Origin of the sequence: Nostoc sp., assembly GCF_036917815.1 — a bacterium.
Classification (GTDB): Bacteria; Cyanobacteriota; Cyanobacteriia; order Cyanobacteriales; family Nostocaceae; genus Nostoc.
In genome coordinates this window covers 206,727-233,635 of the sequence record NZ_JBALEK010000061.1, presented here as the reverse complement: position 1 = coordinate 233,635, position 26,909 = coordinate 206,727, and the positions used below count along the sequence as shown (strand labels likewise).

The window sequence follows — 26,909 nt, the reverse complement described above, 5'->3', positions numbered from 1 at the left end:
TTAAAGATTGGGTTTTTTAGATTCCAAAAATAATTTGTAAGACATCCACCCCAGCGCCGCAACAATCATAAACCCAGCCAGCACTGAAGCTATTTTCACTGCAACCAGCGCTGCCACACCAAGAACAAACAGCTTCCCACCCAGAATCACTTTTTTCATCCAAGGTTTCGGGGAATTTTCTGGCTGATGCTTGACAGTTTGATGAAAAGCTGCATCGGTAGTATGGATGTTAGTTTCCATTTCCCGGAGTCGCAATTCAACTTCTCGTTCTCGTAGTAAACGTTCCCGGCGATCAAGTTCTTTTTGGCGATTGCTTTCAGATGTCATCGGTGTCCACCCCATCTAAGACAATGAAATGATGTCAGCATTCACTCGTTCGTCATGCAGTATACTAACTTACATCAATATTTTTTAACCCCAGTAAAATTACTATCTTAATTTTCATCCCCTGCAAAACTGAAGCCGGAAGTCAGATACCATAAAATGCACTCGTTTTCCAGAAATTTGTAACAAAAACGACTATTACCGCTATTATCTTTAAATCTCAAGAGCTATTCTGTGGAAAAGCCACGAAAAACCTAACCCCCTAACCCCCTTCCCTACGTTCGCGCAGCGTCTCGAAGAGAGGGAAGGGGGAAAATTCAAAGTCTCTCTCCTAAAAGGAGAGAGATTTAGAGAGAGGGTTTTCTATATACCGTGAAAAGTCAGAGCAGCTATTTAGTTAGTGAGTTGCGTCAAAATAAGAAATACAAGCCAGTCGGGTAGACAGCAAAACCTAGAGGAAATCATCATGTTTTCATCCCCTTTAGTTGTGCAAATTCCTCCCTCAATGCAAATGACAGACGAGCAGTTTTTTGACTTTTGCCAGGTGAATCGTGACTTACGCATTGAGCGGAATCAATTTGGAGAAATATCAATTATGTCCCCCACTGGTTCAGAGACGGGTAATCGTAATTTTAACCTAGCTGGTCAGTTGTATGTTTGGACAGAAAAAGACGGGACAGGTATTTGTTTTGACTCCAGCACAGGATTTAAGCTATCAACAGGTGCAGAGCGCTCGCCAGATGCTTGCTGGATTAAACTAGAACGGTGGAATGCTCTCTCGCCAGAACAACAGCAAAGGTTTGCCCCCATTTGTCCAGATTTTGTAGTTGAACTGCGATCGCCTTCTGATAACGTCAAACCCTTAAAGGAGAAAATGGAAGAATATATGAAAGAGCCAGGAGTACAGCTAGGCTTGTTAATTGATCGCAAGCATCGCCGAGTCTATATTTATCGTCCTGGTGTATTAGAGGAATGTCTGGAAAATCCCGCGACTGTTAGCGGTGAATCGGTATTATCTGGGTTTGTGCTGAATATGAGTAAAGTTTGGTAGAAGCAAATGAATATCTAATATCTAAGTCTTAAATCATCTGTAGAATCCCCAGTTAATGCTTGCTGAATTAAACAGCAACAATGATTTGGGAGAGAATAAGAAATATAGCGTTTCTCGACCTAGTTAGGTACACCCGTAAGGGCACGGCACTGCCGTGCCCCTACACCTAGCGATATAATGTTGTACCGCATCTGAATGGGAACCGCTATACAAGCCAGTCGGGTAGACAGCAAAACCTAGAGGAAATCATCATGCTTTCATCCCCTTTAGTTGTGCAAATTCCTCCCTCAATGCAAATGACAGACGAGCAGTTTTTTGACTTTTGCCAGGTGAATCATGACTTACGCATTGAGCGGAATCAATTTGGAGAAATATCAATTATGTCCCCTACTGGTTCAGAGACAGGTAATCGTAACTTCAACGTTGCCTTACAGCTAGGAGTTTGGGCAGAAAAAGATAGTACAGGTATTTGTTTTGACTCCAGCACAGGATTTAAGCTATCAACAGGTGCAGAGCGATCGCCAGATGCTTGCTGGATTAAACTAGAACGGTGGAATGCTCTCTCACCAAAACAACAGCAAAGGTTTGCCCCCATTTGTCCAGATTTTGTAGTTGAACTGCGCTCGCCTTCTGATAACCTCAAACCTTTGAAGGAGAAAATGGAAGAATATATGAGGGAGCCAGGAGTACAGCTAGGCTTGTTAATTGATCGCAAGCATCGCCGAGTCTATATTTATCGTCCTGGTGTATTAGAGGAATGTCTAGAAAATCCCGCGACTGTTAGCGGTGAATCGGTATTATCTGGGTTTGTGCTGAATTTGAATAAAGTGTGGTGATAACAAATGAAATGGCGTGTAATTCTTGAACCAGATTCAGAAACAGGTGACTGGGCTGTTTGGTGCCCAGAGTTACCAGGTTGTGTCTCAGCAGGAGAAACAGAGCAAGAAGCCTTAGAAAATATTCGTGAAGCGATCGCACTTTACCTTGAGCCTGAGAGGTTGTTTGAAAAGTATTTTTCGTCACATCAAAGCCTCGGAAACCTAACCCCCCTAGCCCCCCTTCCCTACGAGGGAATGGGGGTTTCAAAGCCTCTCGACCCTTGTCTGACGACAGGCTGACGCCAACGGGGAGAGGTTTGGAGAGGGGTTTCTAGTATACTTTACGACTTTTCAAACAACCTCTGACGCCATCATAAAATTTTAAGCAAATTATCTGTAAATCATGCCACCGCTATAAGCCAAAATTTTTATATATACTCACACAGGTAAAATCAAAATGGATATTAAAAACGGCTTCGTTGGCGCTATTGGCAACACACCCCTGATTCGCTTAAACAGCTTCAGTGAAGAAACAGGGTGCGAAATCCTTGGTAAAGCAGAATTCCTCAATCCTGGCGGTTCCGTCAAAGACCGCGCCGCACTTTACATTATCGAAGACGCAGAAGAGAAAGGTCTACTCAAACCTGGTGGTACCGTTGTCGAGGGAACGGCTGGTAATACTGGCATTGGACTAGCACATATTTGCAACGCCAAAGGCTACAAATGCCTAATTATTATTCCCGATACTCAGTCACAAGAAAAAATAGATGCACTGACAGCACTAGGGGCAGAAGTTCGTCCCATCCCTGCTGTACCCTACAAAGACCCGAACAACTATGTCAAACTATCTGGCAGAGTGGCTGCTGAATTAGAAAATGCTATTTGGGCGAATCAGTTTGATAACTTAGCCAACCGCCGCGCCCACTACGAAACCACAGGGCCAGAAATTTGGACGCAGACAGATGGTAAAATAGATGCATGGACAGCTGCAATTGGTACTGGTGGTACTTTTGCTGGCGTGGCATTGTACTTAAAAGAACAAAATCCGGCGATTAAATGTGTTGTTGCCGATCCTCTGGGTAGTGGACTTTATAGCTATGTCAAAACCGGTAAAATTAACATACAAGGAAATTCCATCACCGAAGGCATAGGTAATAGTCGTGTCACAGCCAATATGGAAGGCGCACCTGCTGATGATGCTATCCAAATAGATGACAAAGAAGCTTTGCGGGTAGTTTACCAACTGCTGAGGAAAGATGGGCTATTAATGGGCGGTTCAACGGGTATTAATGTTGGGGCTGCTGTTGCCCTAGCGAAGCAGTTGGGACCAGGACATACCATTGTCACCATCTTATGTGATAGTGGTTCTCGTTATCAGTCGCGCATATTCAACCCGGAATGGCTAGCCTCAAAAGGACTTTCAATAGATTAGTTATGGGGAATTGGGCATCTCCAGAAAAGATTTAGAGACCACACAATTATACGCAGACCTAACCCCAATACAGTTCAGTTAAGCAATTTTTTCCTTCTCCCTCTTCTCTCTCTGTGTCGCGCCAGTTGCTTCAAGTCGGGGAACCCGCCCAACGCACTGGCTTCTCTGCGCCTCTGTGGTTCGTAAAAAAAACGACTTTGACAAAGAGTGCTAGCCTTAACTGAACCGTATTGGACCTAACCCACCTTCCCTACCAGGGAAACGTGAGTTCGATGAACCTCTCCCTCCCAGCCTCCCTCTGGGAAACGGAAAGGGAGGAGCAACGAAAAATTCAGCTTTTTGCTCCCCTCTCCGTGTCGGAGAGGGGCTGGGGGAGAGGTCAGCCCCAACTCTTGGAGACGCTACGCGAACGGGGAAGTCAAAAGTCAAAATTAAAAGGGAACAGGGAACGGGCAACAGGGAACAGGGAAATCCCCATAATTAAAATTAGGGGATTTGTACAAGGACGTATTTTTTCTTGCGCTACGCGTCCCCTTAAAAAATGTTTTTATTTCTTTCATAAATAAATTTAGTTGCTCTGTACCCTAAATCTTCTCCTGGCAAAGACGCTGCGCGAACGGAGCTAATTCTTGCACTGTTAAGAGTTCCCTCTTCCCTGTTCCCGCCCCTTCGGGGCTTGGTCAAATAAGACTTGTCGAACTCACGTCAGGGAAGGGGGGTTTTAAAGCTTCTCGACCCTAGCCTAACGGCAGGCTAACGCCAACGGGGAGAGGAATGGAAGCGGGATCTTTAACCTTTTATTTGTGGCATCTAGCTGGGACGTAGATATATATACTTTTTCTGTTGGCTTATCTTCTAGGAGGAAGCGCAAGAAGGAAAAAATCAGGGTTTGCTGAGGGAGTTCGTTGCAAAAACAGAAACCAGAACCGTAAACTTTGACCGCACCCATAAAATAAACTTAAAGTTTCAGCAAAGTTTCAGCAATATCCCTGATGACAATTAAATAATTTATTAATATTAGGGACTGGGTTCGGCAGGAATAGGGTTGTTAATAATCACAGATTGAGGCTAAACAATGATGGGGAGTGTAAAGTCTCAGTGGGTTTTTTGGTGCTTGCTAACAAAATTTACCCGTAACAGTTTAACTTTGCTGTTGAGTATGGTTTTGCTATCTGATGCAGTGGGGGCAACATCGAGAGGTACACCGTTGCAGATAGCACAACAGCCAGGAACAACGTCACAAGATGCAACTCGCGCTGCTGCGGAACGGGTTTATCAAGAGGGGATGCAGCTTGCTCAACAAGGTACAGCAGAATCACTGCGACAGGCGATCGCAAAATGGCAAGAAGCGCTGAAGCTTTGGCAACAAGTTGATGATAAAGGCTGGGAAGCCAGAACCCTCAACTATATTGGTAGAGTCTACGACGATTTAGGAGAAAAGCAAGAAGCGCTCAAATACTACAACCAAGCTTTACCCATAAGCCATGCAGTAGGGGACAGGGAAGGGGAAGCCACAAATCTCCACAATATTGGCAGAGTCTATGCTGATTTAGGAGAAAAGCAAGAAGCGCTCAAATACGACAACCAAGCTTTACTCATAAGCCGTGCAGTGGGGGACAGAAGAGGGGAAGCTATCACCCTCAACAATATTGGCACTGTCTATGCTGATTTAGGAGAAAAGCAAGAAGCGCTCAAATACTTCAACCAAGCTTTACCCATAAGCCATGCAGTGGGGGACAGAAGAGTGGAAGCTATCACCCTCAACAATATTGGCACTGTCTACAACGATTTAGGAGAAAAGCAAGAAGCGCTCAAATACTACAACCAAGCTTTACCCATACATCATGCAGTGGGAGACAGGAGAGAGGAAGCCAGAACCCTCAGCAATATTGGCGCTGTCTACAACGATTTAGGAGAAAAGCAAGAAGCGCTCAAATACTACAACCAAGCTTTACCCATACGTCATGCGGTGGGGGACAGAACAGGGGAAGCCGACACTCTCAACAATATTGGCGCTGTCTACAACGATTTAGGAGAAAAGCAAGAAGCACTCAAATACTTCAACCAAGCTTTACCCATACATCATGCAGTGGGAGACAGAACAGGGGAAGCTGTCACACTCAACAATATTGGCGCTGTCTACAACGATTTAGGAGAAAAGCAAGAAGCGCTCAAATACTTCAACCAAGCTTTACCCATACGCCGTGCAGTGGGTGACAAGGGAGGGGAAGCCGCCACACTCAATAATCTTGCCTTAGTCTACTCCTCATTAGGAGAAAAGCAAGAAGCGCTCAAATACTACAACCAAGCTTTACTCATAAGCCGTGCAGTGGGGGACAGGGGAGGAGAAGCTGTCACCCTCAGCAATATTGGCGCTGTCTACAACGATTTAGGAGAAAAGCAAGAAGCGCTCAAATACTACAACCAAGCTTTACCCATAAGCCGTGCAGTGGGGGACAGGAGAGGGGAAGCCACCACCCTCTATAACATGGCTTTCGTAGAACGCGATCGCGGCAACCTCCAACAAGCTCAAACATATATTCAAGCAGCTATTGAAATCGTTGAAGATTTACGCACCAAAATTGATAGTCAAGAACTGCGTACTTCCTATTTTGCCACTGTACAGGATTATTATCAGTTGTACATCGACCTGCTGATGCAGTTGCACAAAAAAGACCCATCTAAAGGATACGACGCTTTGGCACTGCACATTAGCGAGCGATCGCGTGCCAGGGTTCTTTTAGAACTCTTAACAGAAGCCAATGCCAAAATCCGTAAAGGCGTTGACCCCCAATTACTAGCAGAAGAACAAAACTTAGAGCAGCAACTTGATGCTAGAGATCAACTGCGTCAAGAGTTACTGAATAAAAAAGCACCCACAACCGCAATCCAAAACCTCGATAAGGAAATTGCCGACCTCCGTAGCCAATACCAAGAACTGCAAACCAAAATCCGTACAAGTAGCCCGAAATATGCAGCACTGAAATATCCCGAACCTCTGAAATTACCTCAAATTCAGCAACAACTCGATTCCGACACCCTGCTATTGCAATATTCTTTGGGTAAAGAACGCAGCTATCTTTGGGCTGTCACTCCTAATTCCATCAATAGCTACGAACTCCCTGGACGTGAAGCCATAGAAACATCGGCAGGAAAGTTCAAGGAAGTATTGAGAAAATGTCAAAAACCAGGTATTGACTGCCAGAACTTACCCCCAGAGCAAAAAGCCAAAGATTTTCAAGAAACTAGCCAAGCTGCAACTGAACTTAGCCAGCTGATCCTTGCGCCCGTTTCCGGAAAGTTGGGGAAAAAGCGTTTGGTAATTGTCGCAGATGGTGCATTGGAAGAAATTCCCTTTACAGCATTATCAGAACCAAATCAAATCTCTCAACTTGAAAAGTCGCCGCAGACGGGGAAATCTAATTATCAACCCCTTCTAGTTAACCACGAAATTGTAAATCTACCCTCCGTCACCGCGATCGCCACCCATAGGGAAGACTTGAACAAACGCCAAGCTGCACCCGAAATCCTAGCTGTTCTTGCTGACCCGGTATTTGCGGTTGATGACGACCGATTCACAGGTAAACCCCCAACTCTTGGCCCCGAACTCAACCTCGAACAGTCTAGTCTCCAACAATCCGCGAGAAATCTTAACCGTGCAGGATGGGGACGGCTACCAGGTACGCGCACAGAAGCCGAACAAATATTAAAACTTGTACCAGTCTCGGAAAGCTTACACGCTTTTGATTTTGATGCCAATTACAATCTAGCAACTAGTTCAAAACTCAAACAATATAGATTCATCCTCTTTGCAACACACGGTTTTGCTGACCCAATCAACCCAGAATCCTCAGGAATCGTACTTTCTCAGATAAACAAACAAGGCAAACCTAATCTTCCAAGTATCTTACGGCTGCGTGACATTTTTAACTTGGATTTGGGTGCAGATTTAGTTGTGCTGAGTGCTTGCGAAACGGGTTTAGGTAAAGATGTCCAAGGTGAAGGATTAGTAGGCTTGACACGAGGATTGATGTATGCAGGGGCAAAAAGTGCTGTGGTGTCTTTGTGGCAAGTCAATGACACCGCAACATCACAATTGATGCCCCAGTTTTACACAGCGATGTTGCAGCAAAAAGCATCTCCCATAACTGCCCTGCGTCAAGCACAACTCAAATTGTGGCAGCAATCAAACTGGCGAAACCCATACTATTGGGCAGCTTTCACGTTGCAAGGCGAGTGGAGATGAGCCGGGGAGTAGCAATCCCCATAGGACTTACGCAAAACTACACACGGTAGGGGCAATTCATGAACATTGGTGTCAACTTAAGCCTTGGCGAATGGAATTCGCGGCTACACAAACAAAGTCCACCTCCGTGGACTAATACAAAATCAAGAGTTCTTAACCCACGGAGGTGGGTTTTGCCTGTGTAGACAAGCCAGTGCGTTGGGCGGCTCCGCCGACTTGAAGCACCTGGCGCGCGGTTTCTAACCGCCCTTTTAACGTTATTACGGAGTCTTAATAGCAATGAATAGAAAATTTTTTGCCCTGTTGTTGACCGGATTTCTGATTTTCACAACTTTTAGCTATTGGTCATCAGTTCAAGCAGAAACACAGGTAAAACCACACCAAAGCATTACACCCAAATTCATCAGTTCCCAAAAACTCAAGCTAGAAGGTGATGGCAAACCTTTTATCCCTCCTGGTTTGGGACGGGGTGCCAAACCTGAGGAAAGCGACTCTAGAGGCATTCCTACAGGAATAGATAACCGTACCCCGATGTTGAGCCATAAATATCCTTGGTCGGCAATTGGTCGAATCAAAGGAACTACAGGCGATGGCAGTGGTTATTACTGCACGGGAACGTTAATTGCTGCTAATCTGGTTTTGACTAATGCTCACTGTGCTATTGACCCCGAAACAGGCAAATTAAGCACAAAAATCGAGTTTATGCCTAACGTCATCGATGGCCATTACCAAGACATAGCGGAAACCAAAGAAGTTTATTATGGAACAGATTTCAAGGAAAGTAAGGATCTTAGTCCTAATGATTGGGCAATTCTGAAAATTAACCAGCCTCTAGGTCGCAAATATGGTTATTTGGGATGGAAATCGATACCTTCTGCTACGCTGGTTCGCAAGGAAAAAGATTTCTTTTTCGTTGGCTATTCTGGAGATTTTCCTAACGACAATTATCAAAAATATTTCAGTGCCGGGCCGGGATGGACGGCAAGTTATCAGGCAGGATGCAGTATTGTCGGAGAAAAAGATGGTTTTTTATTACATGATTGCGCCACTGCTGCGGGTTCTTCCGGTAGCCCCATTGTTGGCGTAATTGGTGGCGACCCTTATATTGTGGCTCTGAATAATGGTGAAGCAAAAAATCTCCAGACTGGACAAGATATCATCAACTTTGCGGTGAAAATTTCTACCATTGAGGAGGCTACGCGGGGAAATTAGATTCGTAGATTCGTTGGTTGGGTTGAACAATAGCGAAACCCAACCTACACATTTATATTTTTTAGCCAAAACCTATAGCAGTTATCGTTTACGTGAGGTACACCCGTAGGGGCATGGCAATGCCGTGCCCCTACACCTCGTTATGTAACGTTGTACTGCATCTGAATGGGAACCGCTATACGCAGACTAAATTTCCTATATTATAAATAGTCAAAAATTTGACATTTCATGTATTTAGACCACAATTATGAGACCTAACACCCAGCCCCTTCCCTACAAGGGAAGGGGAGAAAATCAAAGCCTCTCTCCGCACTTCGTGCCGCTACGCGAACGTAGGAGAGAGGTCTATTTGTGGTTCATTTACCTGAAAATAGCTGTAAAAGCAGAGGAGCGCAAAGTTTGTCTGATTATTTCACTACGAACTTAGGCAAAGCTGTACTTAGTCATGGGTTAGTACTTACAAGCAACAAATGTCAAACATTACTCAACCATCAAACTTCCCGATAATAGACCAACCCTCTTCTGCTAAATGTGTGAGGGTTTGTCAAAATCGCACCTGTAAAAAGCAAGGTGCAGTCAAGGTTTTAGCAGCTTTTGCAGCTTTGCCAATCCCTGGCGTAACGGTAATGGCTAGCAGCTGTTTGGGACAATGTGGCAATGGACCGATGGTGCTGGTATTACCCGATATGGTTTGGTATAGTAGCGTTCAACCCGATGAGGTATCTCTACTGATAGAAAATCATTTGCTAGGTGGTCAAAGAGTCCAACAGATGCTCTATTATCGGTTTCATCCCCAGAAATCAAACTAAATTTTCAATGTCAATGTCTGCAATCTTGTTGACTGAAGCGAGGCATCCAATGAATATCCAACTGCTGCGTCAATCCTTGAAACACAAGTGGCTGAGTTACTACGAGCAAAATATTCCCTGGCTGGTAAAAATGCGAATTTGGGGCACTTATGATGGTTTGCGCCGTCCTTTGTCCGGTTTTATTTTGGCAACACTGTCTGTTTTGGAACCCCAGTTTGATGAAACACTTTCTTTTATGCTGGATCTGAATAACAATCCAGATAAAATAGTCGCCGCTTTAGGCCTCAACTTCAATCCTGATGAAGAGTTACGTTTAATAAAATCAGAGCATTCTATGGCTGCAAGCGAGTCGGCATATCAGAAGCATTGTGAGGATAAACTTATGTCATCGTTTGTAACTGCTAGCAAGATTGCACCTCACTCGAACTTGCCAGACTCTGACCAATCAGTGCCATCATTTACGGCAACTACTGAGGTAGCTCAGACACAGAAACCTAAGCTGTTAGTTGTATTTGGCACTAAAATTGCTCCAGATACTCCCGTAATAACTTCACACTCAGCCAAGATACCCTCCAGTTTACTAAGGGAACACAAACCAGTACAAACGCCCCTTGAACGCCTCTCTTCAGGAACATTACTGACAATGACCACTGAAGTTAACAGCAAAGCCAAAACTAAAACTATGCCATCTCTAGCATTAGCTACTGAGGTTTCTAGCAACAGCAAACCAATGCAATCGCCATCTGCGCGACTCCCTTTAGGCGCATTGTTGGCAATTACCACCGAGATTAACAGCAACGGCAAACCAGTGCGATCGCTAGCAATTACTACTGAGGTTAAAAGCAACGGCAAACATCCGAATATTCAACCACAAGACGTTAAAAGCAAAGTGAATTTACCAACCAGTAATGCCCGTAGTCTAGCTTCTTGGGTAGATGAATTTTGTTACGGCATGCGGGATAAAGAGGAAGATATTTTGATTTGAATTGCTTATGGGTAATCGTGAGAAACAAAGGGGATTTCGACTATTTCACCTTCAGTTTCTCCCACTTGGACTTTTAAGCCTACACCACCAGCTTTGGTGCGGATGTAACCTAGTCCAAAGTAACCATCAGCCGTTTCTGTATAACTGGTAAGTTTGCCGATCTTTTCATCTCCAAGAGCGATCGCACTTCCCACTTCCACAGGCGCACTGAGGCGAATACCCAAAAGGTGTTGTTTTACACCTTTATATGTATTTAACCGAGCAATGGTTTCTTGCCCAATATAGCAACCTTTAGTAAAAGAAATTGTTTGCCACAAACCAACTTCCAGAGGATTGTAATCATCTGTAAGTTCCGCATCTGGGGCGGGGCGGCCTTGTAAGATTCGCAAAGCATCCCAAGCGCGATCGCTCATCTCTACCGCCCCAGCTTCTAACAATTTATTCCACACCGTTTCTTTGTCAGTATAAGGGAAAGTAAAAGTGTATCCGGGAGCCGCTAACCCACTACCCACAGCAATCCGCACTCCTTCAGCCGGAGCGATTGTATATACTTTGTGACTACCGTAAGGTTGGCCGATGAGTTCGCCAATACCCAACTTTTCTAAAACAGCGTCACTTTCTGGGCCAATGAGGCTGAAGGTGTTGGTGTATTGGGTAATATCAGATAATTTCACCTTGTCGGCAGAAAAAATATATTTATCCAGCCATTCCATGAGAAACTGGCGGCGGTTAGGTGAAACCAGCAGAATTACCGCATCTTCTCGAACGTAGGCGGTTGCTAAATCAATTGTTCTGGCTGTGGAAGTCACAAAAACTGTATCACAACCTTGTCCTGGCTTGAGTATTTGGAAGTTGTTAGTACTTTGGTTGTGTAAGAAATTGAGGCGATCGTCGCCAGATACTTTGATGCGTCCCCAGGCGGTGCGATCGCATATTGCAACCCCAACTCTGGCGGCTTCGATAGCTGCTGCGTCTTGATCGTCAAGTGTAGATGTTGGCATGGTGATCAGAAGTTGCCCTGTTTCAATGTTGTCGCACTGAAAATCTTAGCAAATAAGGGTTTGCGGCTTCAATGCATCTCCGATTTTCTTCTAGCGTATAATCAAATCAAAAGAAAGCACCGAACAATAAAAACTTATGAAACGAACTTTTACTGCAAGTGTATGGCAGGAAGGTAACTGGTTTGTGGCACAGTGCTTGGAAATTGATATTGCTAGCCAGGGTGAGACTGAAACTGAGGCATTGGCTAATCTTGAGGAAGCTTTGTCACTACATTTTGAACCACCACTAGCTACTGTTCTTCCTCAAATTAAGACACTTCAGGTAGAAATAGGTGCCGCTTAAACGCCGTAGGCATCACTCTTTTTCCACCCCAGCTTGTTTACATCACTTAATCATGAAATCAGCGATCATTATAATGGTATCGAGCCTGAAGAAAATCAATTCGATTATCACTAACCATATAAACAATGCGGTCAGCTTCAGTTAGTCGGCGCGACCATAGGTTTGCATCCTGATATTTCAATTTTTCAGGTTTTCCAGTTCCAATGAAAGGATTGCGCCTGATTTCCTCAACTAGAGATAGTAGGCGGGTTGCAATTTTTTTATTTGTCTCTACCCAGTAGGTAAGGTCTTCGAGAAATTGGGAGTCGAATACCAGGTCACGTTCTGAAATCTCGTCTTGGGAAGATTCAGACTGTGGATTGTCCGAGTTGGATTTTTTACTCTTCTTCGACAAGACCAAACTCCTGGCGCAAATCGTCTATGGTTCGAGGCTGAAATGTACGGTCTTTCGCACGTTCTATGGCTGCTAAAAGACGTGCTGCATTTTCAGTTGATTGAAACAAATACGCTGTCTCTATGATGCTATTAAGTTCCGCAGTAGGAATTACGGCTACACTTTCAGCACCTTCACGATTAATAACTATAGGTTCACGGCTTTGAATTGCCTCTTCGTAAATTTTGTCAAAATTGTTGCAAGCTTCGCTGTAGTTTATCTGATGAGGCATTTTTTGTTCTTCAATTTATCTATTCTTCCATTTTGCTGTTTTTTCAACTTTAATGTGTTTGTGGCTAAAGGTATAAGGTGCGATCGCCTTTAGTGTGGCAGTGTAATCACTGAAGCAAATTTTTTCATTAGTAGTTTAAGCTGTACGTGCTTTAGCTAATCTTTTTCTCACATAATTATGTCCTCTGAACAGTTTCAAGCAGCGCATGACAGCATTTATAATGCTGGTACAGGTCTTTTACAGTATCTTCAGGAAATTCGCCAAGGCCGTCTCAGCGAAGGAGACGATACAAAAAGTTTGCAGAATGTTGAGGATGAGATCAACAAAGCCCTACACGCATTGAAAGAGCAGAAGTATCAAGTGGCTGTAATTGCAGCGATGAAAGCTGGTAAAAGTACCTTTTTGAATGCCGTGATTGGTGCTGATGTTCTGGCAAGTGAGACAGCAGCATGTACAATATGCCGTACAGATGTCCGACATATTCCATCCGGGCAAATTCCCAGACTTCTGGAATATCGAGATGGACAAAGACTACCTCTTGTTATTACTGAGGGTGAAGCTGGAGAGATTCAGCAAAAATTTCTGATGCGTACCCGTGAGATTCGAGAGAAAGGCAATCCTGATAAAACTATACGCTTTGAGATAGAACATTCTATTGAAGCTATTAGCAAACTTTCTTCCTTAGCTGGTTTCACTTTGGTTGACACTCCTGGCCCGAATGAATGGGAGTCTGGCAATTTCAACACAGCACTGAAACAAACTGCTCTGGAGGCGCTGCGAACTTGCAATGCAATTCTATTTGTTTTAAATTATGCCTCTTACAAAGATAATGCTATTTCAGATTTGTTTAAGGACATTATAGAAAATCGTAAAGAAATTTTATCCGAGAATACAGGTAAAATTTACTTCATACTTAACAAAGTAGATCAGAAAACAGAAAAAGACAGAGAAATTTCTGATGTTATAGAAGACTTGAAACGAGAGTTAACTAGCTTTGGTTTCTCAAATCCAATTATCTATCCTGCGAGTTCTAGACAAGGAGTTTTGGCGAAATTAATTCAACAAGGTAAGGCAACAGACAGTCAAATAAAAGACTTCAAAAAGTTTTTCAGTGCCAGGTATGCTATAGAAGATGAAGAAGGTAATCAAATTATACCTGCACCACATAAAATTGCGCCGCAAGCATTAAAAGATAGTGGCTTACTTACTATTCAAGAAACAGTGATTCAAACCATTACTCAAAATGCAGGTTGGAATCTTTTGAGTGATGTTTTGCTAAAAATTGAGAAAATGGCTAAAGCATCGGAAGATTCTCTTAATTTGCAGATTAATGGTTGGGAACTTGAAATGCATTCACTTAAAAATAAGGTAGAAGAATATCATATTAGAGCTGAATCAGCTAAAAAAAAGGTGAGAAATGTAAATGAATCAGTAAAGACACAAGAAAAGATATTAACCACTCAATTTAGCGAAGCGATGATCTCATTTGCTAGTGGTGCTAAGAACAAGATACAAGAGGAAATTGATCAAATTGCAAAGTCTAGTTCTGCCGAATACTCTAAATCTAACACTCCAGATATCACTGAACTGCTTCCACAGGCAAACATTCCCAGTAATAATATAAGTATGGGTATGACAGTACCTAATGCTATTCCTATCTTTGGTGGTTTTGCATTCTCTTTTGGAGTGCAGCGTCCTTTAGTAGAAGTATTAAGTAAAGTTAATCCAGCACAATTTAATAGCCACCGTTCTACTCAGTTTAAAATTGCTGATCCATACAAAATTAGAGTAGATACTGAAAAAGAGGCTCAAGAGATTGGTCGTACTATCAATGAGTTTTGTAGTCCACTTATTCAAAATTGGTGGATAGATACACAAGATCAGCTTGTCAGAAATGGAACTTTAATTAGAGAACAGTTAGTTAGGGAAATCCAAACAGATATTCAACAAATATCTAATGAACTATCTAAATATATTGGAGAATCCTTACAGGTTAAACTAAATATCAATTCTATTCAGTTTCCCACGTTTGAATTTAAAGGAATAGATGCACAAGTTAAACATCAGGTAGAAGTCTTTACAAGGACTGAAACGGAAACCAAGTACCGATCAGAACCTAAAACCGAAAAATCAGGTAGCCTATGTAAAGGTGATAAAACTTCCACAGAGGAAGTTCCATATCAAGCTACTATTCAAGTTGAAGATAAACGTTCTTTTTACGAAGTTGATTTGCGCGAAACAACCAAGCTAATCAAGCAGAAAATAGACACTCAGGTATCAGGAAGTCAAGTAGTTCTACAACGAATCATTCACAAGCAAGTTTTAGACGACTTTAAGAATGCGGAGCAACAGATCAATGACTACATCAAAAGATTTCAAGATGAGTTTGACCGCTTGTTGAAAGAACGGGAGACGAGAGAAGCCGAAGCTGAACAAATTCGTGAAACTCTTAATGTTCAAAAAGTCAAGCTGAATGAATACTTGAATGAAGTAACTGCTATTCGAGCATCCTTGGATAATTGGAAACCATTGCAAAGAATCAGATAGGCGATAGACCACTGCCCCATTCCAGATAGGCTGAAAATGCTTCATGTTACCTCATTAGCCCAAGCCGTTGGGTTTTGTTCGTATAGCCCCAGAATTCTATTCTGAGGGCTTCAACTTTCTGGTAATTTAGCAAACGCCTCTTCAACCAACTCCTTTGCCTTAGCATCCAAACCCAGCCAATCGACTTCACCGACTTCATCAATTAAACTAGTATCAATATCAGCAGCCTCCACCTGTGGGGTGTATTCAAGAAAACACACTTGATAACACAGTTCCCACAAATCGATACTCGCTTCTTGCTGTTGACGCTGCAAACGTAGATGATATCCTGGATGGGGCATCGGCAGACGAGCCAGAGTTCCTCTGATTTCATCTGCTTCTTGGGGCGTTGCAGTTTCCATTGCTTGCAATAGCTCAGTCACCAATGCTTTGATTTCATCAGTGGTGCTAGGCGGCCAAATCAGGACATCGTGATAAGTTCCCGTCCAAGAAGATTCATCAAGGGACTTGCGGATATTATCGATAACGCGAATGAAAGCAGGTTGCATGAGGATTTCAGCCTGCTGCCATGCAACTGAGTTGGTTATTTTAGGTGGCATTGGTAATAAACAGGGGCACTAAAAGAAAAATAAACAGTCTGCGTTTATTAAAAAGCTGCGTTTTTAATCTAAATCTTTTCTCAAGATAGCGGATTTCATTGAAGAAAATTTGGAGATATTTATTACCAGCTGGAAAATTAGGTAATAACTCTGGGGAGAGAATATGATAGGCAAGCTACTAGACCATCGTTACCAAGTAATTCGAGTCCTCGCAATGGGAGGATTTGGTCAAACCTACATTGCCCAAGATACTCGGCGTCCCGGCAACCCCATCTGCGTTGTCAAGCATCTTAAACCCGGAACTGACCCCAGAGTTTTTGATACTGCTAAACGTCTGTTCAACAGCGAAGCCGAAACTTTAGAAAAACTAGGCAACCATGACCAAATACCCAGGCTGCTAGCGTACTTTGACGAAAACCAAGAATTCTATTTAGTACAAGAATATATTGAAGGACATACCCTAGCTGAGGAACTTATACCTGGTAAGCGCTGGAATGAAAGCCAAGTAATTCAACTATTACAGGAAGTTCTAGAGATTCTCGAATTTGTCCATTGCCAAGGCGTGATTCACCGCGACATCAAACCGGATAATATCATCCGCCGCGCCTCAGATAATAAGTTAGTTTTAGTGGATTTTGGGGCAGTGAAGCAACTGCGTACACAGATGGTAACAGTGGGCGGACAACCCTCTGCTACAGTAGTTATTGGCACTCCTGGGTATATGCCCACAGAACAAGGGCAAGGTAAACCCCGTCCCAACAGCGATATCTATTCCCTTGGCATCATCGCCATTCAAGCATTAACAGGATTACAGCCAACAGAATTGCAAGAAGATCCCGAAACGGGGGAAATCATCTGGCGGCATTCAGTAACCGTGAACCCTCGATTGGCGGCAGTGTTGACGAAGATGGTGCGTTATCACTTCAAAGACCGTTACCAAAACGCCACAGAAGCACTGCAAGCGTGTAAAGACGCGATTAATCCTGTACCTGCACTTTCCACACCTCAAGAATCTGCCAAAAATTCCAGCTACCAAGCAACCAAATCCCAGCCTCAAGTATCTCGGCTGCAAACGGTTGCAGTTGCACCAGCAAATCCTGTCCCCGCTAAACCTGCGCCTAAAGACTCTAGTAAATCTGACCCATGGCCGCTATTAATTGCCATATTATTGGCGGGTGGTGCGGCTGCTTTGGTAGCAAATGTATATCCAAATGTCAAAAATTTAGCTGCTAATCTTACAGGTAAGGATACGTCCTTAGCAAACAAATGCTCGGCTGTTGTTGTCGGAAATTCTAATATTCGTTCTGAACCTAGTTCGATAAATTCTGATAATGTTTTGCAAACAGTTACCGATAACACCAATTTCGAGGTGACTGGCAAGCGGACAAAACGAGGTTGGATAGAAGTTAAACTTAAATCTGGTCGTTTGGCTTGGGCATCCTCAGATGTGATAATTAATAATCCAGAATGGGGTTCTTGCCTGCGCGAAAAGGGTATTGCAACTAAGATTGTAGATGATAGTAGCTTGATTGCGACTCGACCGACTCCCAAGCCACAACCAAAATTGAGGAATGTCACAACTCCATTACCAGAAAAGCCAAAGGGGTCAACTGACGATGCGGGGAAATCAGAGCGATCGCAACCTAGTGACAACAGTGCCAGTATTATAGAAAAAGCAAAAAAGAAGTATGATTCTGGGGATATAGTGGGAGCGATCGCACTTTTAAAATCAATTCCGGCAAATGCTGCTTCTGGTATTCAAGAGACAGGCAAAATGATTAACCAGTGGCAGCAAGATTGGGCTAAGGCGGAGGTGTTATCTAATGAGATCAACAAAGCAATAGATGATGGTAAATGGGATAAAGTTTTAGATTATAAAAACCATCCAGAAAAGTTGCCTAATACTCAATATTGGCGAAATAAAATAGAACCTTTATTTAAACAAGCAGCCGAAAATCTCGCAAAACAAGCACTAACTCAACTAGAAAATCAAGGTAATCAGAAGAGTACCCAACAGAAACTTCCTGATACTAAGCAACGTGCTACCAAAGAGAGTCCTAATGCCATAGAAACTCCTAAAAGCGGGTTTTAACAGTTACAGTTACGAGTTTAAAGGGCGCTTAGAAACCGCGTCTACACAGACAAAACCCACCTCCGTAGGTTTCAAACACTCAATTTTTCCTTAGTCCGTGGAGGCGGACGAGAGTTTGTGTAGCCGCAAATTCTATTCGCCCTGGCTCTAAGCTGATAATCATCTAAATTGAAATTAAATAAATAAACCTTGCAAAAAGCTTTGTTGATCATTGTGAAGTACTCCGGCTTGCTTCGCTGAAGCCGGAGCTTCAAAGATAACAACCATCATCGTTTCGCGTCTCATTCGTCGTTGCCACGTTGGGTATATCACTCTTGATATTCGGGACTAAACCCGATAATGGTCTTACACAGCGTTTCTGGTATTGCTACCTTTATCTTCTCAGGAAGAACCCGCGCAGCCGTCCGCCTTCGGCAGACAGTTTTATTACTTTTTCGTACACCCCTGTGTGGCTTATTTTTTACCGCAGGGCGTAACCATACGAACCAGTGACCGAGGTCTTTCCCCCTTTCTCTCGCTCTTAGTCTAGGCAAGCGTATTACCGCTACTGTGGCCGTTTGTTATATGAGTCGAGTGGGTGGGTCAACAACCATTTATATATTCCCATAGATATATCCACACTATAGACATATTTATGAAAACAAAGGAAGTACATATTCGTATATCAGAAAAGCGTTTCAACGAAGAGGCAGGGGGCAGGGGGCAGGGAGCGGGGGGGAATGACCCCTGACTCCTGCCGTGTAGCGGAGCGGAACATGGGTCTGAGTCCCCCACTTCTATTAAGTGGTTCTCGTTCAGGTGGGGTCGAATCCCCCTTTCTGTTCCTTCTCCCCTGCTAAGAGCTCCCTGCTCCCCTGCCTCTTTTTCAACAAACTAAAAAACCATGCCACTTTCAAGGAAAAAACAGTGACTCAAATGATTGAAGATTACATTGACAAATTGCCTAGCCACAAGATTGACGACTCCTTATCCCCACCCTATGAGTACATTGAGGGTGGGGACTTCCGCGATACGTTAAACCACAGATGCACACTGACGAATTATCTGTGTGCATCTGTGTTTATCTGTGGTTTGATTTCCCTATCCGTGCATTTCGTCGTATTCTTGGGCTTCAACTCGTCTTGCTTCCATCCGCGAAGCAGGCAGAAACTCAGCGCGACGGACTGGAACCAAGGGCGGCGTATTTCCTTGGTAAGGATGAATAACTTGTACAGTCCGGGCTGGACGCTGCCGTGGTGAGAATAAAGCCAATACCCCAGCGACGACAACACCACCACCAATGGTGAGAGTTGCGCCTCCCACAGCCCAAAGCATGGGTGAAGACCACCAAGAAGGATTTTGCGGTTGGAATGCTGCTGCTTTTTGTTGGTTATACTGCTGGGCTTGTTGCCACTGCTGCTGAGTATTGAAATTTTGGACTTGACCTTGGAGCTGTTGATTTTGCAACTTCAGTTGTTCGTTGTCGCTTTTTAAACGTTCCAACTGCATTTGCGTGTTCAGCTTCTCTACCTCTAAGCGCTGGTCAGTATTTGGGGCAGTCGGTGGCTGAATCTGACCGGGATACATTGGTTGCCCATAAGGCCCGTAAGGATACATTTGTGGCTGCATTCCTTGGGGCGCTACTACACCTGGGATTTGCGAAGCAACAGCAAAGTTAGGTTGTAGAGGGGTATTTGTTCCTTTGAGCAATACGAGAGCCGCCAGCCCAGCTACGGCGACCCCGCCGATAAACGCCATACTCTCACTCATCGCCTTTGCTCCTCAATTGCGACGTAACTATAATCATTTGTGACTGACTCACTCTCACACTCACATTCATAAATTTTGCCTACTTGATTTCACATAATACTCAAACTATAAGCGACTGTATCAGCTAGTTTTTTTACACCATGATATCTGATGTTAATATTCAAGACCATAATGGTCAAATTGTCTACCAAGGAAGGATGGAAAAACTACACTATTATACTTTTTTAATCTAGTTTACCCTTCTAATCAAGAGGAGTATCTGTGCTGGTCTTGGTAGTTTTGATGGCTGTCTTGAGACTTTGGCAAAATTGGGCGATCGCATTTAGTCCTTCTTCTGGGGTGCCTTGGGCTAATCGGTTCACAAAAGCACTACCCACGATTACTGCATCTGCGCCCCATTCCCTTACCTGACGGGCTTGTGCTGCTTCGGAGATGCCAAAGCCGACACCGATAGGTTTATCAGTAACACCACGAATTTGTTTGAGTAAATTGGACACGCGATTTTCCACTTGCGATCGCATTCCTGTTACCCCTGTCACAGTGATTAAATAAATAAATCCTTGGGAAGAACGAGCGATCGCTTCTATTCGTTCATCTGAACTGGTGGGAGCTACGAACAAGGTGAGATCAATTCCGATGGCGCTAGCTGGTTGCAGCAAGCTTGCTGCTTCTTCTAACGGTAAGTCTGGTACTACCAATCCCGCTACGCCCGCCGCCGCAATTTCCTGGAGAAATTTGTCAATTCCCCGGTGCAAAATTGGGTTGTAATAAGTAAATAGGACAATGGGCGATCGCAATTGGGGAGTAATCTCTTGCAGCATTTCTAGCACCTGCCCCAATTTGGTACCCCTTTGCAAGGCACGGGTAGCAGACGCTTGAATCACTGGCCCATCGGCCAAAGGATCGGAGTAGGGTATGCCCAGTTCTATAATGTCGGCTCCACTACGATCTAGAACCTGCAAAGCTTTTGCCGTTGTTTCTAAATCTGGATCGCCAGCAGTGATAAAAGGAATCAGAGCGCACTCACCATTGCGCCCAAGAGTTTCAAAGCAATCAGAAATCGCAGTCATTAGCATTAATCATTAATCATTGGTCATTGGTCATTAGTCGTTGGTAATTCGTAACTAACAAAGGACAAACGACAACTGACCAATGATAACTTTACACCTGAGATTGCTCTTCTTGTTCTATTTGGGCTTGAATTCGTGCCAATTCTTCGGGAGTAAGCTCATCTAGCCGCTTTTGCAGAAAGTCTTGCTCATACTGTTCCCTCTGTTCGTGGTAGGTCGTTTTTTTTCCCACCGCACGGAAAAAATAGGTGGCTAACCAGCCAACTAACCCACTGACTAGTAAGACTTGGCTCCATATACCAGCTTTCTGATTATCCAAACCGACTAGCTGCAATCCTATGTATGCCAAGCCACCGGCAGTAAAAACACCCAAGCCAATTCCAATAGCGTCAATCCGTCGCATGAGAGTTATGACCTACCAATATCGTTAAACTTGAATTTGTCGCCGTTGGGGTCGAAAATTTACAAACGGCGATAGAACCAACAAACCCGGAAAGAAGAAAAACACCAAAAAGTACATCAACATCCGCTCAATGGAGCTAGCGACATACCAACGCTGCTTCAGGTACAGCAAGATAGCAATGGGGATTACCAGAAGGTAAGCTCCAGCCAAAATCAGATACAGCAGGGCGACAATCATAAGTTTCAAGTCTTAAGCATCTGTTTTCCATCATAGGCTGAAGAGCCAAACTCAGAGAACTATAGTCATAATGCCTTCAACATAACCGCCCCAGAATTCCTCAGAACCCCTCACCACAAGCGGGGAAGGCCAGCTTTGGCGGGCTGGAGTACTTCTATTGTGGGGGTAATTCAACGGACATCATAAAAAAAGCTAATGTCATGCTATTATAAAAAGTCTACTAGCAATCAAATGCTCTAGTCAGACAAGATCGAAAACTTATCCAGATTGATTACGAGAAAACAAAAAAACTTCCAAATTTAGGAAGCGATCGCACAATCTAGAAAAATATTTTCAATCTAGTTGGACAAAAGACACAATTGATGGTGGAATAGATGAGGGGGGTATTTGCTACCTCTACAAAATAACTAGTTATAACTAGTTGCCAAACACCTGCGGGGGTGTGGCGGAATGGTAGACGCTACGGACTTAGATAACTGAGCCTTGAAGGAGAAATCCCTCAAGTGGAAGCTCTCAAACTCAGGGAAACCTAAATCTGGTGACAGACATGGCAATCCTGAGCCAAGCCGAAGAAAGTTCTGAGTGCTGAGTACTGAGTAAATTTAAAACTCTCAACTCCTAACTCATAACTCATAACTATTCGGAAGGTGCAGAGACCCGACGGGAGCTACCCTAACGTTAAGTCGAGGGTAAAGGGAGAGTCCAATTCTCAAAACCTGATCTGGTTATTATCATCAGGTAGCAGTGAAAGCTGCGGGAGAATGAAAATCCGTTGACCGTAAAAGGTCGTGTGGGTTCAAGTCCCTCCACCCCCACTAAAATTTGAAATACCGAAAGGTTTACAGATGTGACTTTACCCATAACTTTGCCGCAACGGTAAGCTTATGCTTCCAATAAAGGATGACAAGGTTATGGTTCCAAACGAATTTATTTTCGCGCTGCCCTTAAAGCAGCGCGAACTTGTTTGTCAGGAAAACATCCTGGTTTAGCCAATAGCCTTGAAGGGTAAAGTCTTTTTGCCAGAGTTCCAAGATCGCTCTTTAGTTAATTCAATGGTTCTCATACCTGGTGAATCTCTGAATGCAACTAATCAAGCTGCTTTAGCGGTCATGGATGCCCTGAAAAGCGATCGCCGTTTTGAAGTCATGATTATGATTAACTTGCCACTGGCATTAATTGGTGGGGTTATCTCTGTGGCGTTGAGTGGTGGTATTATTTCCGTTGCTTCGATGGTTGGTTTTATTACTTTATTTGGTGTAGCTACTCGCAACGGATTGCTGTTAGTCGATAACTATAATCATCGCCTCGCTGAGGGAATACCACAGTTCAATACAGTTCAGTTAATTTTTTCCTTCTCTCTCTTCTCTCTCTGTGTCGCGCCAGTTGCTTCAAGTCGGGGAACCCGCCCAACGCACTGGCTTCTCTGCGCCTCTGTGGTTCGTAAAAAAAAAACGACTTTGACAAAGAGTGCTAGCCTTAACTGAACCGTATTGCACTATAGTCAACGAAATTTCAATTGTTTAAACCCCTTATGATTTCGATAACTGAACCGAACTGTAATATAGATAGTTTGTCTATATTTATCTGTGGTTTGACAATCAGTGCATGAATTGTTGAATGAACAACAAAGAAAAATAAAAGTAGGTAAAGTTTATTATTACCTCACTACTGGACTTCTACCACACCACGAAACATATTCATTCCACAGGTGAATTGATATTGACCTGGTTGGGGAGGTGTAAATTCAATGGGAGTAACATGATTGAGAGCCAAATCTTGAGCAATATGAAAATCAGGTAACAACACTTTTTCCAAACAGCTACTAGGGTCGCTACGAAAGAAATTTAGCCGTACAGGTAGACCAGATTTCACAATTACACGAGCAGGTTCATAACCGCCATCTACATTAATTGTTAACTCCTGTATCCCTTGACCAAGATTAGCTTTTGCAGCTTTATTTTTACTCAATAGAAACCACCACAGTTCTAATCCAATTAATCCTAAACCGCCCAAAGTAACACCAATTTTTAATGCTAGTGGTTGCTCAATGCGGCGAAATTGATTGGTCTGCTCTGATGAATGTGTTGGCATTTCTGCTATTGCTACATTTGACGCAATACCAAACAGAAGCGCTAAAGCTGCAATGCTCCCAAAAATACTACTTTTGTTGAACATTTGCTAAATTCCTCCACGATTACTTGAGATATGTTTGGGTTTAAAGTTACGCAAGCGTAAGGCATTAGTCACAACAGAAACGGAACTAAAAGCCATCGCCCCACCTGCAATCATTGGGTTGAGTAACCAGCCAAAGATCGGAAACAAAACTCCAGCAGCAATGGGAATCCCAGCAACGTTGTAAATCAAGGCAAAGAAGAGATTTTGGCGGATATTCTGCATGGTGGCACGGCTCAATTGAATTGCAGTAACAATACCTTGCAAGTCTCCAGAGATCAGGGTAATATCGCTGGCTGCGATCGCCACATCTGTCCCTGTACCAATGGCAATACCCACGTTGGCTTGAGCCAGTGCTGGCGCATCATTGATGCCATCACCCACCATTGCGACAATTTTCCCCTCTGCTTGCAATGCCTGTATTTGAGACGCTTTTTGGTCTGGTCGAACTTCTGCAAAGACTCGTGTGATCCCAACTTCGCTAGCGATCGCTTCTGCTGTTTGGCGATTATCCCCTGTGAGCATAACTACCTCTAAACCTAACTTTTGTAACGTTCTCACAACTGCTACTGAAGAGGGTTTGAGTGCATCAGCAATTCCCATCAAGCCTTGAATTTGCCCATCCACAGCAATTAAAATAGCTGTCTTACCCGCAGCTTCCAGAGAGGCTTTACCCTCTTGGAGATTGTGAGTGTCGATATTTAATTCTGCCATCCAACGCTGAGTACCAATTTGTACCAAGTGGTCGGAAACAATGCCTTGAACACCACTTCCAGCGTTAGCCACGAAGTGGCTTGCCGTAGGCATCGCTGCAAATTTCTTAGCCTCTGTCAGTTCCACTTGCTGAGATTGGGCATACCTAACCACCGCTTCAGCAAGTGGATGTTCTGAATTTCTTTCTAGAGATGCTGCCAATTGCAAAAGTTTTAACTCGTTGCCATTAGCTGTGCCGTTAACTGTAACAAAGTCAGTAACAGTGGGTTTTCCCTGTGTTAAAGTTCCAGTTTTATCCAGTACAATGGTCTGGATTTTATGAGCGAGTTCTAAACTTTCAGCACCTTTAATTAAAATACCATTTTCTGCTCCCTTGCCGGTTCCTACCATGACTGAAGTTGGAGTAGCTAAACCCAAAGCACAGGGACAAGCGATAATTAGCACTCCGACTGTGGTGATTAGGGCTAACGTCAAGTTGCCCATGACGTTGAACCAAATAACGAAGGCTGCGATCGCAATCGCCATAACTACTGGTACAAACCATCCCGTTACTTGATCTGCTAAACGTTGAATTGGTGCTTTAGAGCCTTGAGCTTGTTGCACCATTTTGACGATTTGAGACAAAAAAGTGTCTTTACCAACGCGGGTTGCTCGGAATTGAAAGCTACCTGTTTTGTTAATTGTGGCTCCAATTACTTCATCCCCCGGTTGCTTTTTGACTGGCAAACTCTCACCAGTCACCATCGCTTCATCAACGTTAGAAGCACCCTCTATCACTTCTCCGTCAACCGGAATTTTTTCACCTGGGCGCACCAAAATTACATCACCAATTTGAACTTCCTGGATAGGAACATTAACTTCTTTCCCATCTCGGATTACTTTGGCATCTCTGGCTTGCAAACCGATGAGTTTACGGATAGCTTCAGAAGTTTGTCCCTTGGCGCGATTCTCAAATAGCCTGCCTAGCAGAATTAAGGTGGTAATTACTGCTGCTGCTTCATAATACACATCAGGCATCAATCCAGCAGACGTAAAAAATCCGGGAAAAACAGTAGCAAAGAGTGAATAAAAATACGCTGCACCAGTACCCATCGCAACCAAGGTATCCATCGTTGCTGTATGACGTTTAAAGGCTTTCCAGGCATTTTTGAAGAAGTCTGCACCGCACCAGAACAAAACAGCGCTTGCTAGTACCAATTGTACCCACGGATTATCTAACCATAATGCGCGAATCCCAGGCGGGTTTAGCCCTGTCATGGCAGAAATTGACCCTAGTAGAATCAAAGTGCTGAGGATTGCTCCTACAACAATTTTACGGGTAAGTCTGCGTAATTCTGCTTCACGGGCGTTTTTTTCAGCATCATCTTCTCCCGTAATCATTTCTTGTTCTTGGAGTGGGTAAGATGAGTATCCAGCAGCATCTATGGCGGCTTGGATTGTTTCTAGATTGGTGCGCTGGCGATCGTATTGAATAGTAGCCTGTTCAACGCCAAAGTTGACGTTACAATCATTCACCCCCGGAACAGAGCTAATTGCTTCTTCGATGTTGTTGGCACAGGAGGCACAACTCATGCCCCGAAGTTTAAGACTTAGAGTATCCATAGTTAAAATAATGGGATATGCCCCGCTTCTCTACGAGACGCTGCGCCTAGCTTGCTTAAGAGGAGGGGTAGGGACTAGTAGTCTGTCAAGCTAGTTTTGAGGGGTTCGTAGTTGCGCTTTAGCGCTAAAGCGCAACTACGAACTAAATTAATACCCCTCAATTTAAACTTGACGGACTACTAGTACGACACGGCGTAAAGAAAGCAACCATTTTAAATAGCCAGAAAGCCTACAAAATAAGCATTCTTTCTTTTTACTTTTGCCTTTTTACTTTTGCCTTCTTGTACTAGCCTAAAAATAAAGTACCAGTCAGATAATTGATATCAAGCAGAAAATCATAAATGATTGGTACATTATTAAATTCCCAGTCCCTTATCTGTTTGCAAGGGTTTCAGATGTTTAAAATGGTTGGCTTAGGCTATATCTTGCTCTACTTTTATTTGTCGATAGCTTTTAAGTAACAGAATAGCCAGCAGTAGTAATTGCTTCTTTAATAACTGTTTCAGAAGCATTTGTATCTACTAAGACGATTTTTGTTTTTGGATCTGCTTGAACTGTAGCAGTAGGATCAACTGTCTTAACTGCTTTAGTAATGGTGTCTCCACAAGCAGAACAAGCCATATTAGGAACTGTTATTTGGAGTGTCATAACGTTAGAAACCTTGAACTTAGATAAGAAAAAAATGGATTTAAGAAAATCAGCATTTGAAGGCTCAAATGCTTTACGGCTTTAACTAGCACGCTTCTTTGATTGCTGTTTCAGACGGCATAACTGTAAGTACACGAACCGCTACAGCTTGAGATTGTCTGAAATCTCTGACTTCATGAATTTATCATAG

22 protein-coding genes and 2 pseudogenes are annotated in these 26,909 nt (G+C 43.5%); 12 read left to right on the top strand and 12 right to left on the bottom strand.

Annotated elements, in window-relative coordinates; translation table 11 throughout:
* Positions 1–327, bottom strand: a complete 327-nt coding sequence (locus tag V7K97_RS19210; protein ID WP_334802596.1) for a DUF3040 domain-containing protein — start codon at positions 325–327, stop codon at positions 1–3.
* A 463-nt stretch (positions 328–790) separates the two neighbouring features.
* Here V7K97_RS19210 and V7K97_RS19205 point away from each other — a divergent pair, with 463 nt between their 5' ends.
* The 8 genes and pseudogenes from V7K97_RS19205 (at position 791) to V7K97_RS19170 (ending at position 10,877) form a co-directional block, all read left to right on the top strand.
* Complete coding sequence (locus tag V7K97_RS19205; RefSeq protein WP_334802595.1) at positions 791–1,375, top strand: Uma2 family endonuclease; 585 nt, start codon at positions 791–793, stop codon at positions 1,373–1,375.
* 251 nt (positions 1,376–1,626) lie between these two features.
* Positions 1,627–2,211 carry a Uma2 family endonuclease gene (locus V7K97_RS19200; RefSeq protein WP_334802594.1) on the top strand — a complete coding sequence of 195 codons (585 nt, stop codon included), beginning with the start codon at positions 1,627–1,629 and terminating at the stop codon, positions 2,209–2,211.
* Between the two features lie 6 nt (positions 2,212–2,217).
* Positions 2,218–2,376: pseudogene (locus tag V7K97_RS19195) on the top strand (type II toxin-antitoxin system HicB family antitoxin); the annotation flags it as partial.
* A gap of 274 nt (positions 2,377–2,650) precedes the next feature.
* Positions 2,651–3,625, top strand: coding sequence for a cysteine synthase A (locus tag V7K97_RS19190; protein ID WP_334802593.1), 975 nt, complete (start codon positions 2,651–2,653; stop codon positions 3,623–3,625).
* A 1,075-nt stretch (positions 3,626–4,700) separates the two neighbouring features.
* Positions 4,701–7,871, top strand: coding sequence for a CHAT domain-containing tetratricopeptide repeat protein (locus tag V7K97_RS19185; protein WP_334802592.1), 3,171 nt, complete (start codon positions 4,701–4,703; stop codon positions 7,869–7,871).
* A 279-nt stretch (positions 7,872–8,150) separates the two neighbouring features.
* Positions 8,151–9,083, top strand: coding sequence for a trypsin-like serine peptidase (locus V7K97_RS19180; protein ID WP_334802591.1), 933 nt, complete (start codon positions 8,151–8,153; stop codon positions 9,081–9,083).
* Positions 9,084–9,553: 470 nt separating this feature from the next.
* A complete protein-coding gene (locus V7K97_RS19175; protein ID WP_334802589.1) occupies positions 9,554–9,892 on the top strand; it encodes a (2Fe-2S) ferredoxin domain-containing protein in 339 nt (112 codons plus the stop codon).
* A 49-nt stretch (positions 9,893–9,941) separates the two neighbouring features.
* Complete coding sequence (locus V7K97_RS19170) at positions 9,942–10,877, top strand: DUF5331 domain-containing protein (RefSeq protein ID WP_442936874.1); 936 nt, start codon at positions 9,942–9,944, stop codon at positions 10,875–10,877.
* A 5-nt stretch (positions 10,878–10,882) separates the two neighbouring features.
* Here V7K97_RS19170 and ygfZ read toward each other — a convergent pair whose 3' ends face one another.
* A complete protein-coding gene (ygfZ, locus tag V7K97_RS19165; protein ID WP_334802587.1) occupies positions 10,883–11,878 on the bottom strand; it encodes a CAF17-like 4Fe-4S cluster assembly/insertion protein YgfZ in 996 nt (331 codons plus the stop codon).
* Between the two features lie 136 nt (positions 11,879–12,014).
* Between ygfZ and V7K97_RS19160 the strand changes: the two genes are divergently transcribed.
* A complete protein-coding gene (locus V7K97_RS19160; RefSeq protein WP_334802586.1) occupies positions 12,015–12,221 on the top strand; it encodes a type II toxin-antitoxin system HicB family antitoxin in 207 nt (68 codons plus the stop codon).
* Positions 12,222–12,279: 58 nt separating this feature from the next.
* Here V7K97_RS19160 and V7K97_RS19155 read toward each other — a convergent pair whose 3' ends face one another.
* The gene (locus V7K97_RS19155; RefSeq protein WP_334802585.1) at positions 12,280–12,615 is read right to left on the bottom strand and encodes a Txe/YoeB family addiction module toxin; all 336 of its coding nucleotides are present in this window, start codon (positions 12,613–12,615) and stop codon (positions 12,280–12,282) included.
* A complete protein-coding gene (locus tag V7K97_RS19150; RefSeq protein ID WP_334802584.1) occupies positions 12,599–12,886 on the bottom strand; it encodes a type II toxin-antitoxin system Phd/YefM family antitoxin in 288 nt (95 codons plus the stop codon). The genes V7K97_RS19155 and V7K97_RS19150 overlap by 17 nt, the downstream gene beginning before the upstream one ends.
* Positions 12,887–13,063: 177 nt before the next feature.
* Between V7K97_RS19150 and V7K97_RS19145 the strand changes: the two genes are divergently transcribed.
* Entirely contained in the window at positions 13,064–15,433 is a 2,370-nt protein-coding gene (locus V7K97_RS19145) for a dynamin family protein (RefSeq protein ID WP_334802583.1), read from the top strand.
* Positions 15,434–15,543: 110 nt separating this feature from the next.
* Here V7K97_RS19145 and V7K97_RS19140 read toward each other — a convergent pair whose 3' ends face one another.
* Positions 15,544–16,032, bottom strand: a complete 489-nt coding sequence (locus tag V7K97_RS19140) for a hypothetical protein (RefSeq protein ID WP_334802582.1) — start codon at positions 16,030–16,032, stop codon at positions 15,544–15,546.
* A gap of 163 nt (positions 16,033–16,195) precedes the next feature.
* On the opposite strand from V7K97_RS19140, the gene V7K97_RS19135 reads away from it, so the two are divergent.
* Complete coding sequence (locus V7K97_RS19135) at positions 16,196–18,124, top strand: serine/threonine protein kinase (protein WP_334802581.1); 1,929 nt, start codon at positions 16,196–16,198, stop codon at positions 18,122–18,124.
* Between the two features lie 1,080 nt (positions 18,125–19,204).
* Here V7K97_RS19135 and V7K97_RS19130 read toward each other — a convergent pair.
* The 4 genes from V7K97_RS19130 to ndhL all read right to left on the bottom strand — a co-directional run bounded on the left by V7K97_RS19130 (position 19,205) and on the right by ndhL (position 21,583).
* Positions 19,205–19,873 (bottom strand): heterocyst differentiation related protein, encoded by a 669-nt coding sequence (locus V7K97_RS19130; protein WP_334802580.1) that lies wholly within the window; start codon positions 19,871–19,873, stop codon positions 19,205–19,207.
* Between the two features lie 242 nt (positions 19,874–20,115).
* Positions 20,116–20,943 (bottom strand): tryptophan synthase subunit alpha, encoded by an 828-nt coding sequence (gene trpA, locus V7K97_RS19125; RefSeq protein WP_334802656.1) that lies wholly within the window; start codon positions 20,941–20,943, stop codon positions 20,116–20,118.
* Positions 20,944–21,034: 91 nt separating this feature from the next.
* Positions 21,035–21,346: a DUF3007 family protein gene (locus V7K97_RS19120; protein WP_334802579.1), complete on the bottom strand. Its 312-nt coding sequence runs from the start codon at positions 21,344–21,346 to the stop codon at positions 21,035–21,037.
* A gap of 24 nt (positions 21,347–21,370) precedes the next feature.
* Positions 21,371–21,583 carry an NAD(P)H-quinone oxidoreductase subunit L gene (gene ndhL / locus V7K97_RS19115; protein ID WP_334802578.1) on the bottom strand — a complete coding sequence of 71 codons (213 nt, stop codon included), beginning with the start codon at positions 21,581–21,583 and terminating at the stop codon, positions 21,371–21,373.
* A gap of 1,142 nt (positions 21,584–22,725) precedes the next feature.
* Here ndhL and V7K97_RS19110 point away from each other — a divergent pair.
* Positions 22,726–22,905 (top strand): annotated as a pseudogene (locus tag V7K97_RS19110) (efflux RND transporter permease subunit); the annotation flags it as partial.
* 343 nt (positions 22,906–23,248) lie between these two features.
* Here V7K97_RS19110 and V7K97_RS19105 read toward each other — a convergent pair.
* The 3 genes from V7K97_RS19105 to V7K97_RS19095 all read right to left on the bottom strand — a co-directional run bounded on the left by V7K97_RS19105 (position 23,249) and on the right by V7K97_RS19095 (position 26,719).
* On the bottom strand, positions 23,249–23,758 hold the full coding sequence (locus tag V7K97_RS19105) for a cupredoxin domain-containing protein (RefSeq protein ID WP_334802577.1): 510 nt from the start codon (positions 23,756–23,758) through the stop codon (positions 23,249–23,251).
* A gap of 3 nt (positions 23,759–23,761) precedes the next feature.
* Entirely contained in the window at positions 23,762–26,071 is a 2,310-nt protein-coding gene (locus V7K97_RS19100) for a heavy metal translocating P-type ATPase (protein WP_334802576.1), read from the bottom strand.
* 453 nt (positions 26,072–26,524) lie between these two features.
* Entirely contained in the window at positions 26,525–26,719 is a 195-nt protein-coding gene (locus V7K97_RS19095; RefSeq protein WP_094343062.1) for a heavy-metal-associated domain-containing protein, read from the bottom strand.
* Positions 26,720–26,909 lie beyond the last annotated feature (190 nt).